At 49.2% G+C, this 13,317-nt stretch carries 13 protein-coding genes; 11 read left to right on the forward strand and 2 right to left on the reverse strand.

Going from position 1 to position 13,317, the window contains the following annotated elements; all coding sequences use genetic code 11:
• Positions 1–155: 155 nt before the first annotated feature.
• From BLW29_RS00135 to rpiA, 7 genes are all read left to right on the forward strand, one after another.
• Positions 156–563, forward strand: a complete 408-nt coding sequence (locus tag BLW29_RS00135; protein WP_090975309.1) for a hypothetical protein — start codon at positions 156–158, stop codon at positions 561–563.
• Positions 560–754, forward strand: a complete 195-nt coding sequence (locus tag BLW29_RS00140) for a hypothetical protein (protein WP_256208241.1) — start codon at positions 560–562, stop codon at positions 752–754. The genes BLW29_RS00135 and BLW29_RS00140 overlap by 4 nt, the downstream gene beginning before the upstream one ends.
• A 30-nt stretch (positions 755–784) precedes the next feature.
• Positions 785–1,516, forward strand: coding sequence for a glycosyltransferase family 2 protein (locus tag BLW29_RS00145; protein WP_090975311.1), 732 nt, complete (start codon positions 785–787; stop codon positions 1,514–1,516).
• On the forward strand, positions 1,506–2,636 hold the full coding sequence (locus tag BLW29_RS00150) for a glycosyltransferase (protein ID WP_090975312.1): 1,131 nt from the start codon (positions 1,506–1,508) through the stop codon (positions 2,634–2,636). Before BLW29_RS00145 ends, BLW29_RS00150 begins: the two co-directional genes overlap by 11 nt.
• A gap of 27 nt (positions 2,637–2,663) precedes the next feature.
• Positions 2,664–3,737: a polysaccharide pyruvyl transferase family protein gene (locus tag BLW29_RS00155; protein WP_090975313.1), complete on the forward strand. Its 1,074-nt coding sequence runs from the start codon at positions 2,664–2,666 to the stop codon at positions 3,735–3,737.
• 145 nt (positions 3,738–3,882) lie between these two features.
• Positions 3,883–4,311, forward strand: a complete 429-nt coding sequence (locus BLW29_RS00160) for an organic hydroperoxide resistance protein (protein WP_090975314.1) — start codon at positions 3,883–3,885, stop codon at positions 4,309–4,311.
• A gap of 131 nt (positions 4,312–4,442) precedes the next feature.
• Entirely contained in the window at positions 4,443–5,120 is a 678-nt protein-coding gene (gene rpiA, locus BLW29_RS00165) for a ribose-5-phosphate isomerase RpiA (RefSeq protein WP_090975315.1), read from the forward strand.
• Between the two features lie 72 nt (positions 5,121–5,192).
• On the opposite strand, the gene BLW29_RS00170 is transcribed toward rpiA, so the two are convergent.
• Positions 5,193–6,263 (reverse strand): lactonase family protein, encoded by a 1,071-nt coding sequence (locus BLW29_RS00170; protein ID WP_090975316.1) that lies wholly within the window; start codon positions 6,261–6,263, stop codon positions 5,193–5,195.
• Positions 6,264–6,407: 144 nt separating this feature from the next.
• Between BLW29_RS00170 and ppsA the strand changes: the two genes are divergently transcribed.
• From ppsA to BLW29_RS00185, 3 genes are all read left to right on the forward strand, one after another.
• Entirely contained in the window at positions 6,408–9,005 is a 2,598-nt protein-coding gene (gene ppsA, locus BLW29_RS00175) for a phosphoenolpyruvate synthase (RefSeq protein ID WP_090975317.1), read from the forward strand.
• A gap of 69 nt (positions 9,006–9,074) precedes the next feature.
• Entirely contained in the window at positions 9,075–9,353 is a 279-nt protein-coding gene (locus BLW29_RS00180) for an ArsR/SmtB family transcription factor (protein ID WP_090975318.1), read from the forward strand.
• Between the two features lie 44 nt (positions 9,354–9,397).
• A complete protein-coding gene (locus BLW29_RS00185) occupies positions 9,398–9,781 on the forward strand; it encodes a VOC family protein (RefSeq protein ID WP_090975319.1) in 384 nt (127 codons plus the stop codon).
• Positions 9,782–9,910: 129 nt separating this feature from the next.
• Here BLW29_RS00185 and BLW29_RS00190 read toward each other — a convergent pair whose 3' ends face one another.
• A complete protein-coding gene (locus BLW29_RS00190) occupies positions 9,911–10,780 on the reverse strand; it encodes a helix-turn-helix domain-containing protein (protein WP_177186406.1) in 870 nt (289 codons plus the stop codon).
• Positions 10,781–10,913: 133 nt separating this feature from the next.
• Here BLW29_RS00190 and BLW29_RS00195 point away from each other — a divergent pair, with 133 nt between their 5' ends.
• Positions 10,914–13,163 carry an FAD-dependent oxidoreductase gene (locus BLW29_RS00195; RefSeq protein WP_090975321.1) on the forward strand — a complete coding sequence of 750 codons (2,250 nt, stop codon included), beginning with the start codon at positions 10,914–10,916 and terminating at the stop codon, positions 13,161–13,163.
• The last annotated feature ends 154 nt before the right edge of the window (positions 13,164–13,317 follow it).

The raw sequence follows: 13,317 nt of genomic DNA on the forward strand, positions 1-13,317 counted from the left end.
CCCTCCAGTTGGAAGGGTGTCCTATTTGTCTTGTATTGGCAATCGAACATTTCAAGCTTTACTAGTGAAATGTCTCAATCCTTCTTCCTCTTACCTGTATACCCTAGTAAGGATGGAAATTAGAAGTTTCCATGGAATAGGAGGATGGAGGAGCGATGAAAATTATCGTAAACGTTAGAGAGATAAAGGAATTTTTCGATGGACTTGCTCGTCTGCTGCTGCCAAACGCAGCACAGCCGCCCGCAGTGGAATCTGGCGTAGTCGATGTCTCAAATTCGTTCATAGCAGAAATCCGTCAGGCCATTCGCGAGGAATTGGCTTCTGCCTTGCTTGAAGAGCGAGGTAATGTCGTCACGACTAGTTTAAACAAGCTTGGACGCGTTTTGGAGCCTTACGCTGGCAAATCGGCTGAACTGTTAACGCCGGCCGGTACAGTCGAAGGGACAATCGCGAAAGTAGGCGACGATTATCTAGTCGTACGAGAGCATGGAGGGACAAGCGTAGTGATTCCGCTGGAACAGCTGGTCACTTTTCAACTAGCAGGAAAGCAGGTGGAACGATGATGATGGAAGAGCTGCAATCGCTCGTGAACCAGGAGGTACAGGTCGCCAGCGCCTTGGAGACGATCAGCGGGACACTTGTGTCTGTTGATGCCGTATCCGTGACGCTCCGCACATCGGAGCTTTTTGGTTATGAGAGTGGCAGCTATGCGATCATACAGCTGCGCTTCATCTCTTATATTCGGCTGTTATAACCATTGTGGAGAATGAGGGAGGAGAGGCAAGTGTCTTTTCAACGTGTGCCGGGACTCGTAAGTATTGTTACTACCGTCTATAACAAAGTTCCGTATTTGACGGATTGCTTGACGAGCCTGCTGAATCAGACCTATTCGAATTGGGAGCTCATTCTTATTGATGATGCATCCACGGATGGGTCTTATGAATTTGTGATGAATTGGCTGAACAACAATGAGCCGTCATTAAGGGATGGCAAGGGGATTTGTACGCTGCGGCTTCCGCGCAATATCGGCTATGCAGGCGCCGTGACTGTAGGTATGTATTTGGCCAAAGGGGAGTTTATTGCCATTCAGGATGCAGATGATCTATCCCATCCGGAACGTCTGGCCAAGCAAGTCCGTTATATGAAAAACAATCCTCAAATCGAACTGCTCGGAACGAACTATGAGGTATTCCAGGATGGCCAGCCTGAGCGTCGTATGCCGGTGTATTGGCTGAAATATGGCGAGCAAATCGGGAAGGTCTATGCGAAAGGCGGTCATTGCATCTGCCATGGAACAGCGATGCTGCGTGGATCGGTGTTTGATGAAATAGGCGGACATACAAGGCGCATTGAAGGCGCTGAGGATTATGAGTTTATCGCGAAAGTAATCAAGCCGGGAGCAAGGAACGTGGACAATATGCGGGAGGTGCTGTACTACTACCGCAAGCATTCCTTGCAGCGTTCACGCAATTATTTCGGCAAATCGCAGTCGGAGCATAGCGATTATGAGGCATAATCGTCGCCGGATACGATTGTTAATGGTGATGGACAGTCTCGCTGTTGGCGGCACGGAAACCTATGTGCTGAGCCTGGTGAAGGCTTTCCCATCCCTCGGCGTCATACCTGTGTATGCCGGTGGTACCGGCGTGATGTATGAAACCTTTGCACGTGCAGGATGCCCAATCCACCGGGTGGAGCTTAAGGCGGAGCAGTTGCTGGAACCGGAGCGGCAGGAGCAGGCAAAGCATGCACTCACCCAGATTATGCGGAGCCGAAAGATTGACGTGGTGCATATTCATCAAACGCCGTCTGGTTTATTTGCGGCGGAAGCGGCAAGAAAACTGGGTATCCCGGTTGTGTTCACGGTGCATGGCGCCTATTATCCGCCGGATCAGCTTCAGCTGATGAAGGCTGCGGGATGCACCTTCGTTAGCGTGAGCCTTCCGGTGCAGGCTTATCTGGAGCGTCAAGGTATTTCGTCGCAACTGATCGCAAACGGAATTGATTTCGATCAATATCGCTCTGAATCTTCTGCTGCGCTGCGCGACAGTCTTCGCATTCCGGATGGCGAGAAAGTTGTGGTTTACGCTTCTCGTCTGGCGTGGGACAAGGCGACGGTATGCGGCATGCTCGTTCGTGCTGCGCGTACATTGCGTTTAGCCGAAGAGATGCCCCTGCATGTCGTAATAGCGGGTTCAGGCAATCAAGCGGCTGCCATTGCGGAACTGGCCGAAATGGTGAATCTCGAATGCAACACGCCTTTTATCCAGCTGGTCGGGAGCCAATTGCAAATGCGAGATTACTACAATCTAGGCGATCTTGTCGTCGGAACCGGACGCGTTGCTCTGGAGGCTATGGCTTGTGGCAAGCCAGTGCTGGCTATTGGCAATCATGGGTATTTTGGTTTCGTGGAGGAGCCTGTATTTGCCGAAGCGTGGCACTATTACTTCGGTGATCATGACTCCAAGGAGCGCCCTTCCGAACAGCGAATCGGAGAAGCGATCAGCGAGATATTCGCCTCCACTGACAAGATGGAGGCAATGGGCCGACAAGGGCAGGCATGGGCGAAGTCGAACTTTCTAATCCGCGACAAGGCGCATCAGATGACGCAGTTGTACAATTCCTTGCTTCGGTGACTTAATGGGATGGAGTGAAAATGACGAATGAGGAAAGTGTTGTATTTAGGGTGGATTGGCTTCAACAACCTTGGAGATGAGTGGATGTGGGAGATGTTCCGAGATATGGCGGCGTCTCATCTGAAGGCGGAAGAGCATGTTGTGATACCCTCTCTCCCGCATGTGGAATGGAAGAAAGTAAGCCAGTACGATACGATCGTTCTCGGCGGCGGATCGCTGGTCATCCCAGGATACATCGATCTGGTGTATGAGGCGCTGGAGCTCGGGAAGACTACCGCGATCTGGGGCAGCGGTCATGATCGGCTTCATAAATGGGTGCCCTCGCAGGGAAGCGAGCTGAAGCCGGAGCCTATCGATGAAACGGCACAATATCGCCAGAGACTGAAAGCCGTGATGGAGCAAAGTGTCTATTGCGGAATTCGAGGGCCTTGGACGAGGGAGTATATCGACTCGCTTGGAGCGCTGTCGAATCCTATTACAATCAGCGGGGATTCTGCCATGCTGATGAATGCGTTGAATTCGGTAACGGTGCCGGAGCATGTCGGATCCGTGCAAGGAAAGCATCGTACGATCGGTATCAATTGGGGTACCTCCTATAACCGGATTTACGGCGGCGACGAGGCACAAGTGGAGGACGCGCTTGCGCGAACATGCCGCTCCTTGCTTGCGCTTGGGTACAACCTTCATCTGTATTCGGTTTGGGGGCCGGACCAAGAAGGATTGGCAAGGCTGTACAGCAAGCTTGGTCATGACGAGAGCGTTACGTATGACCCCAAGGTATATGCCGCAGCGGATTACGTGCGGTTGTTGAGCGAATTCGAAGCGACCATTAACCTCAAGCTGCATGCCAATCTGTTATCGGCGGCAGCGAACGTCCCGTTCGTGTGCATCGGTTACCGATTCAAGAGCTTCGATCTGATGCATGGCCTAGACTTAGCCGATTGGATTGTTCCTACGGATGATGCGCAACTAGCGGATAAGCTGACAGAGAAAGTCCAGGCTGCAGCAGCTTGGCGAGACGGCTATATCAACAAGCTTGAATGGGGACGCAAGACTGCTTATCAATCGCTCGTAACACCTTTTAGAGAAGGATTATTCTAACGGGAAGAGATTGTCCGGATGAAAGGGGACAGTCTCTTTTTTTCGCGGGAAAGGGCTCATTTTCTTGAATGGATAATCATTCCTAGATAATGGATAAGCTGCGTTCAAAATGTATAAAATAACCCAGTCAAAAGGAGGTGTTATTATGGTTACTTTGGAAAAGAAATTGTACACGGCTACAGTAAATGTTGAAGGCGGAAGAGAAGGAAAAGCGGTTTCCACCGATGGCAATCTTAATTTGGATTTGAGATATCCAAAAGAACTGGGTGGCCCCGGAAACGGAGTCAATCCAGAGCAGCTGTTCGCAGCAGGATTCGCCGCTTGCTTCGAAGGCGCGATGGGGACGATCATTCGCAAAAAGGGTGTTAAAACGGAAGGGATCTCCATCGTTGCGAATGTTACGCTCGGTAAAGACTCTGATGATGGATATGTACTTGCCGTTCATTTCGACATTACGGTAAAAGGCGTAGAAATTAGCGTAGCTCAGGAAATCGTCGATGAGGCTCATAAGGTTTGCCCTTATGCCAGAGCTACGCAAGGCAATATCGAAGTCATCACGCATGTGATTGGCTAACTTAAGCTGATAAGAACAAGAATGAGCCGTCCCGAACGTATGATAATTGGGGCGGCTTTTTGTTATGTTTTTTCACTTTTACGTTAATAAGTGGTATGATCTCTGATAACAATTATTCGAGGTGGAATAACATGGATACGATACAAGAGACAAAGAGAGCAGCTGCAGAACAAGCAGCGGCGTACATACGGGATGGCATGATTGTTGGATTAGGCACGGGGTCCACTGCCTATTGGGCGATTCAGAAGATCGGCAAGCAAGTTAAAGAAGGACTAAGCATTCAAGCTGTTGCAACTTCCATAGAATCGGAGAATCTGGCAAAGGAATTAGGAATTCCGATTCTTTCTATTGCCGAAGTCGATTCCATTGACCTGACAATCGATGGAGCTGATGAGGTCGACAATAGCTGGAACCTGATCAAAGGCGGTGGCGGTGCGCTGCTCCGCGAGAAGATTATTGCTTCAGCCAGTAAGGAACTAATCATAATTGTGGATGAAAGTAAACAAGTAAGCCAGTTGGGGAAATTTCCTTTGCCTGTAGAGGTCGTTCAATTCGGATACGAACTATCCCAGAGAAGATTGGGTAAGCTTGGCTGCGTTCCACAGCTGCGAATGAGCAAGGATAAACCTTTCATTACCGATAACGGGAATTATATCGTGGATTGTCATTTTGAGACGATCGTTCACCCAGGCGAACTGCATACCGCAATTAATATGATACCCGGCGTTGTAGATAATGGACTGTTCATTAAGCTTGCAACGAAAGTCATTGTTGGATACAACGATGGATCCGTGAATGAACTAGGATAGTAAGCATGATGGGTCCAATAAAAAAGTTCTTGTCAGAAACCAATGACAAGAACTTTTATTGTGATTCAAACGCTATTCCATTTCAGCAAAACGAATGCATACAGGCTTGGACACATGAAGCTCGCTGCCGGTTGGCAGCAGCTTGCCCGATTCGGCATCGCGGCTGAACGTCACGATGTGATTGCCATCGCGATTCGCCACAAGTGCGAACCGTCCGTCCGGCGACAGCGCGAAGTTTCGCGGGTGTCCGCCAAGCGTAGGGGCATATTCAATCGGTTCAATCCTGCCGTCGGCCGGGTTGACGCGGTAGACGGCCAGGCTGTCATGTCCGCGATTGGAGCCGTATAAGAACTTTCCATCCGGCGACAAGTGAATGTCCGCACAAGCGTTGTCGCCTGTGAACGATTCCGGCAGCGTGGAGATCGTCTGAACGACACCGAGTCGTCCGATAGCGGCATCGTACGAATAGACCGTAATCGTGCTGTTCAATTCATTGATTCCGTAGCCAAATGGCAGCTCCGGATGAAAGACGAAATGACGCGGCCCCGATCCAGGCGTGATGGATTGCTGACTGCGAAGCAGCATGCGGCCGTTTGGCAAATCCAATTCATAGACAAACAATGTATCAAGTCCGAGATCGGATACGACGGCATATCGGCCAGCGTTATCGGCGATAACCGAATGGGCTCTGGCTTGTGATTGTGCCGGATGAACGCTGGAACCTTCATGCTGGTGCATGTCGACGGTCTGACCGATTCGGCCATCCTCGAGAATGGGCGACAGGCTGATCATTCCGCCATGATAGCTCGCTGTCATAGCAAATCGACGCGTAGCATCGAGTGAAATATGGCATGTCGTAGCCGGAAGCGTAACTTCTTCGTTTACGCGAACCAGGTCCCCATCGGTAGGGTCGAACCGGTATGCGGCAGCTGCGCCGCATTTACGGCCTTCGGAATCCTTGCCTTCCATGATCGTATAGAGCATACGATTCGTCCCGTTAGGTACGAGGAATGTCGGATTTGGCAGGCCATCCGCTTGACCAATCAACGTTAAAACGCCAGTTTCTTTGTCATATGTGCAAGCGTAGATGCCGGGTTCGTCCGCGTTTGCATAAGAGCCGATAAAAGCAAATGTCGATGCCATAGTCAAGCAAACCTCCATGTCTTGGAAAATAATCGTTCTAAGCTGACATTTTACCATTATTCGCGGGAAAAGGCACTCGCGGAACGTTTAAACCGTTTAAGAGCAAATGTTGTTCTCAAATTGTTGACGAAGGAGAGATTTGGAATGAAGGATTTGGTTCTGCGTTTTCAGGAAATGGACAAAACACAGCTTTCATTAGTTGGCGGCAAGGGATTAAATTTGGGGCAGCTCTCCACAATTTCGGGCATACAAGTGCCGGACGGATTTTGCATCACGACAGTAGGATACAGACAAGCCACCAAGCACAATGAATCGTATCAAGCACTGGTGGATCAACTGTCTATGCTGAAAGCAGAAGATCGGAATCAAGTCGCTGAAATTGCCAGCAAGATTAGAGATACCATAATGGCTATTGAACTGCAATCCGACTTAGTTAATGCTGTTAATTACCATCTCGCCGAGTTTGGTGTTGAACACGCTTATGCGGTTCGATCCAGTGCGACTGCAGAAGATTTACCTCATGCTTCTTTTGCCGGGCAACAAGACACCTATTTGAATATTATCGGGAAAGAAGCGATTTTGAAGCATATCAGCAAGTGTTGGGCTTCCTTATTTACAGATCGCGCAGTCATTTATCGCATACAAAATGGGTTTGATCACAGCAAGGTGCATGTAGCCGTTATTATTCAGAAGATGGTTTTCCCTGATGCCTCGGGAATTCTGTTTACCGCTGATCCGATTACATCCAACCGCAAGCTGCTATCCATCGATGCCGGATTTGGACTAGGGGAAGCGCTGGTCTCCGGCCTAGTATCTGCTGATAGCTATCAGGTGAAGGAAGGGGAGATCGTCGATAAGCGAATTGCAACCAAGAAGCTCGCGATCTATGGACGTCAAGAGGGTGGAACAGAGACAAAGCAGCTCAATCCGGAGCAGCAATCAGCGCAAACCCTTACGGAACAACAGATTCTACAACTTGCGAGTATTGGAAGACAGATCGAAGCTTATTTTGGCAGCCCGCAAGATATTGAATGGTGTTTGGCCAAGGATACCTTCCATATCGTCCAAAGTCGTCCAATCACGACGTTATATCCGATTCCGGAAGCGAAGGATCAAGAGAATCATGTCTATTTATCCGTTGGTCATCAGCAAATGATGACAGATGCTATGAAGCCGCTGGGATTGTCGTTCTACTTGTTAACGACACGTGCGCCAATGCGTGCGGCCGGCGGAAGGTTGTTTGTGGATGTAACTCCGATGTTGGCCTCACCAATCAGCAGAGAAATGATATTGAACACTTGGAGCAAAGCCGATCCGCTCATCACAGACGCGCTTAAGACCGTTATCGATCGCGATTTTATTAAGTTGCTGCCCAGTGATGACAAAGCACCTCGTCCAAGCGCTATCCATCCGGATTCAACACCACAGATTGAAGTGGATTCGACGATTGTTACCGATTTGATCATGCGCAATCAAGCATCGATCGAAGAGTTAAAACGAAATATCCAAACGAAATCCGGATCGGATGTCATGGATTTTATTATGGAAGATCTCCAAGAATTAAAGCGGATCCTGTTTGACCCTCAAAGTACGCAAGTGTTTATGGCTGCCATGAATGCTTCATCCTGGATCAATGACAAAATGAACGAATGGTTAGGTGAAAAAAACGCGGCAGACACGCTTTCTCAATCCGTACGCCACAATATTACATCGGAAATGGGGCTGGCGCTGCTGGATGTAGCAGATGTGATTCGTCCTTATCCGCAAGTCATTGACTTCCTACAGCAAATAAGAGAGGATCGTCAATTAGATGAACTGGTTGAGCTTGATGGTGGTCGTGAGACGCTGGATGCAATCCATGCCTATCTCGCTAAATACGGGATGCGATGCGCCGGGGAAATCGATGTGACGAAAGCGCGTTGGAGCGAAAAGCCGCTTACGCTTGTCCCGATGATTCTGGGGAACATCAAACAGTTCGAACCTAACGAAGGCATTCGTAAATTTGAGCAAGGTCGACAGGAAGCGGTTGAGAAAGAACAAGAGCTAGTCGATCGTTTAAGGCAATTACCGGATGGTGTACAGAAATCGGAAGAGACGAAACACAAGATCAGCATCATTCGAAATTACATCGGTTATCGGGAGTATCCCAAATACGGCATGGTTAGCCGTTACTTCGTATATAAGCAGGCATTATTGAGAGAAGCTGAGCGACTCGTGGAAGCCGGCATCATTCAAGATAAGGAAGATATATTCTATCTTGCTTTTGAAGAGCTTCGAGATGTAGTACTTACTAATACACTGGATGAGCGGATTATCAGCAAACGAAAAGATGAATACAAATTGTATAACAAATTAACGCCGCCACGTGTTATTACTTCTGATGGTGAAATCATCGTGGGGAAATACGAACGCGGAAATCTCCCGGAGGATGCTATGCTGGGTTTGCCTGTTTCAGCGGGAGTGATCGAAGGAAGAGCGCGTGTTATCGTACGAATGGAAGATGCGGTACTGGAGGAAGGGGACATCTTAGTCACCGCCTTTACCGACCCTGGGTGGACCCCATTGTTTGTTTCCATTAGCGGACTGGTCACCGAGGTTGGGGGACTGATGACTCACGGAGCTGTAATCGCTCGCGAATATGGCATACCGGCCGTAGTCGGGGTAGAGAATGCTACCAAGCTTATTAAGGATGGTCAGCGAATTCGCGTGCATGGAACAGAGGGGTATATCGAGATTCTCTAAATAGAACTCACGCAACCCCGCGGTTGCTTATTCTTGACAAGCAACCCTCGGGTTGCGTATACTCGAAGTATGACATGGGACAGAGATGCGATATTCAAAGCACTGGTCGATTCCAATCGACGGCTTATATTGGACGAATTATCTGAACGTAATGAGATGACATTGTATGAACTGACGGTTCGACTCATCATGAAGCACAACCTTGCCATTTCCAGGCAGGCGATTGCTAAACATCTGTCTACATTGGAAGAAGCAGGGCTTGTGAAAACTGAAAAAAGAGGAAAATATCGCGTCATTCTATTCAACAATGAACCTTTAAAAAACTTACTGAACGGATGGATTGAGTAACTTAATAATCATTACTTTTCGGATGCAAAGGAGACTACGAGTCGATGAAAATCGTTGTTACCAGTTTGTTTGTTCAAGATCAAGATAAGGCGTTGGCGTTTTATACGGAAAAGTTGGGTTTTATCAAAAAGCATGACGTTCCTGTCGGAGAATACAGATGGATAACGCTTGTTTCGCCTGAAGAACAAGGAGGAACCGAGCTCCTGCTCGAACCGAATAACCACCCGGCCGCAAGAGATTACCAACAGAAGATTTTTGCCGATGGCATCCCGGCCACGATGTTTGGTGTTGCGGATATAAATCAAGAGTATCAACGGTTGGTGGACAGCGGTTTAAGATTCACGATGGAACCTACCAGAATGGGAGACGTCACCATTGCCGTCTTCGACGATACATGCGGCAACCTGATTCAAATGATCCAGAATTAGCTTTAGTCAACCTATCGGTTTCGTTTACTCTCTGTTCTTCATGGACAGAGAGTTTTTTATGTTTTGGCGCTCGCATTCATTACCCAGAGTACGATTAACATCCCCTGGTTCCTGATATAGGAATCCATCCTACACCCGATGTGTTTTCCGGTAGAAGGATGGGGTCATGCCGCGCTTTTGCCGGAATACGCGACTTAAATAAAAGCCGTTCTCGTACCCGCACCGGGTCGCGATTTTGTCGATGCTGAGTTCGGTTTCCTCAAGCAGCCGACATGCTCGGGAGAGCCTTAGTTCCGTTACGAACTCAGAGGGCGTAACTCCGTATGCGGTGCGGAAACGACGGGTCAGCTGAACCGGTGAAAGCTTCAATGAATGCGCCAGGTTCCGCATGTTTAGAGGTGCGTAAGCATGGGCAGTCATGAGCTGATGTGCCTGCTGAAGCTCCGGTGGGATATCCGTATCGTCAGGATTCAGATCATTTCCACGCTCCAACGACACCAGGCGCAGCAGATCGTTCAATAAATGCTGCTTATTCGCTTGTGCGATCCGGTTCCGTTCCGGAGCTAGTTTTGTTAAATAAAGTAAATCGGACAGCAGACGTACCTCATCTGCTATGCTGATTTTCCCTCTAAGCTGAAGTTCCTCCCCGATCTCGGACTCTGTACTCCTTACTGTATCCGTCTTAGCAGCGGGTTCCATATCCATATCCATATCCATATCCGTATCCGTATTGGCCGCAGGTTCCTCTTCCCAACTGAAATGGAGAAAGTGAAAGTTAAGTGTGCTGATCGTCCGTCTGTGAAACCAAGTATTCGGCGGACAGATCACCAAGTCGCCAAAACCAGCTTCCCCCTCATGATCATTGATGGAGAATGCAAATTTGCCTTCTTGAGCGGCGAACATCGTCCAGTATGGATAAATATCACGGTCGAGTGCAAACCGTTCTTTGCGTTCCCAATACACATGTGAAACTAAATTTGCATAATAATCGAATTTCATCCGCGCGTCCACCTTTGATGATCTAGTGAAATAAAGTATATCAATTCTCGTAATACAATGCATGTTATTTAAAATGAGGATCTTATATGATGAAATTAAAGATATTCATTATCGAATAAGGAGTGCATGGAAGATGAGAAATGAGGTCGTGGCGACGGAGATAACGGTTATCGGCGGCGGACTGGCGGGGGTCTGTGCGGCTATCGCCGCAGCTCGGCAGGGAAGAACGGTTTCGCTGGTTCAGAACCGTCCCGTGCTTGGCGGCAATTCCAGCAGCGAGGTGAGGGTATGGGTTTGTGGCGCGACTGCGCACGGAAACCATCGCTATGCCAGGGAGACCGGTATTATGGGCGAGCTGTTCATTGAGAACCAGTACCGCAACATGGATGGTAATCCTTATTTTTGGGATTTGGTCGTCATGGAGAAGGTACGAGCTGAGCCCAATATCCGCTTATTTCTCAATACGGACGTGCATGAAGTAGAGGCGAGCGGTGACGAGGATGACAGGAAGATACATTCCGTGACGGGCTGGATGATGGGATCGGAACGAAAGATTCGCTTTGAAAGCGAAGTGTTTCTGGATTGCTCGGGTGACGGGCTGGTTGGCTTTCTCGCTGGAGCCAAGTATCGCGTCGGCCGTGAGTCGAAGGATGAATATAACGAGGATTGGGCGCCGGACGTGGCAGACGACATTACGCTCGGCAGCACGCTTCTGTTCTATACCAAGGATGCGGGCCATCCTGTGAAGTACATCCCACCTACATTTGCCAAAGACATCACGCAAACGACGATTCCGATGAAGCGCGTCATTCGCAGCGGCGATAACGGTTGTGCGTATTGGTGGATTGAATGGGGCGGAGAATCCGACACCGTTCACGATAACGAACTGATTCGTGACGAGCTGTGGGCTGCCATTTATGGCATATGGGACTATATCAAGAACTCTGGCAAGTTTGATGCCGACAACATGACGCTGGAATGGGTCGGCTCTATCCCCGGTAAACGGGAATATCGCCGGTTTGTCGGCGATCATGTACTCAATCAGAACGATATCGTGGCGCAGCGAGAATTCGAAGACCGCGTTGCTTTCGGAGGCTGGTCCATCGATCTGCATCCGCCGCAAGGGATGTATTCGACGGAAAGCGGATCTAAGCATCTTCATACGGACGGCATCTATCATATTCCGTTTCGTTCGTTGTATTCCGTGAACGTCAATAACCTCCTCATGGCTGGCCGTGATATCAGTGCCTCGCATGTCGCGTTCGGGACGACGCGCGTAATGGCAACTTGTGCTGTCATCGGGGAAGCCGCAGGTACCGGGGCCGCATTATGCGTAGAGAAGGGAATTTCACCGCGTGAACTGCATAACAGCCATCTGCGCGAATTGCAGCAAACGATGCTCAAGCAGGATGCCTCGATCATCGGCTTGCGCAACGAGGATTCGAACGATCTGGCGCTTCGAGCGACCGTCAAAGCATCGAGTACGATGACGCGTCTTGCGGTGGAAACGCCGGTTGAGGCGTATCCCCTCAAGTCAGATATCGGCTTACTGCTGCCGGCAGACCCGGACATTGACGGCATTGAGCTGCTGGTAGATGCTGAAGAGGCTGCGACGCTTACAGTCGAGCTTTGGAATACGGGTCGTGGCGAGAATTACGTTCCGCATACGCTGCAAACTTCTGCATCTGCGCAAGTTGGCAAAGGGGATCGGCAATGGGTAAAACTGAATTTGCAGTGGAAACCTTCTGCACCGCAAAATGCCTTTCTCATCATAAAAGCCGCCCAGCCTATTTCGGTGCACTTGTCTAATGAGCTGCAAACAGGCGTGCTTACATTTATCAATGGAGCGAAGCCAACTGTCTCAACAGACCTTGAGAACCATCAGCGATCGCAGCCAGTCATGCAATGGAGCATGAATCCGTTTGTTCGTAAACCGGTTTGCTTCCGTCTATTATCGAGGACAAATGCATTCTCGCCAGAGAGAGCTGTCGATGGTTTCGCTCGTCCGTTTGCAGGTCCGCATCTGTGGTCGTCCGTCGCCATGACGGAAAACGCGTCAGAGTGGTTGGAGCTGAGTTGGGAGAAGCACGTGAATGTTCGTTCGGTCCACATCACGTTCAACGACGACGTTAACGAGGACTTGATCAACCTCCACCATCACCGTACTCCGTTTGCAATCATGCCGGAGCTGGTTCAAAATTATGCCGTTGAGGCGTACGCGAACGGCAAATGGACGGCTGTCGCTGAAGGCCAAAACAATCATAACCGCAAGCGTATTCATACACTGGATGAGGCGGTTAGCGCTGATAGAATCCGAATAGTGGCTTATTCAACTAACGGAAGCCGGCGTGCCGAAATTATCGAAGTCAGAGTGTACGAATAGAAGCGGAAGAAATGCCGATTTCCGCAGATGGAGGAGTTGTCCGAATAGGATCCACAACCGATCAGGTTGTGGATTTTTCAATTCCATGGATAGGAATAATCCCTAAGTATGTAAGAGAGTTGACATCTACTCATTTACGTCATATGATTAGAAC

Source organism: Paenibacillus sp. CF384, assembly GCF_900106745.1.
Taxonomy (GTDB): domain Bacteria; phylum Bacillota; class Bacilli; order Paenibacillales; family Paenibacillaceae; genus Paenibacillus_Z.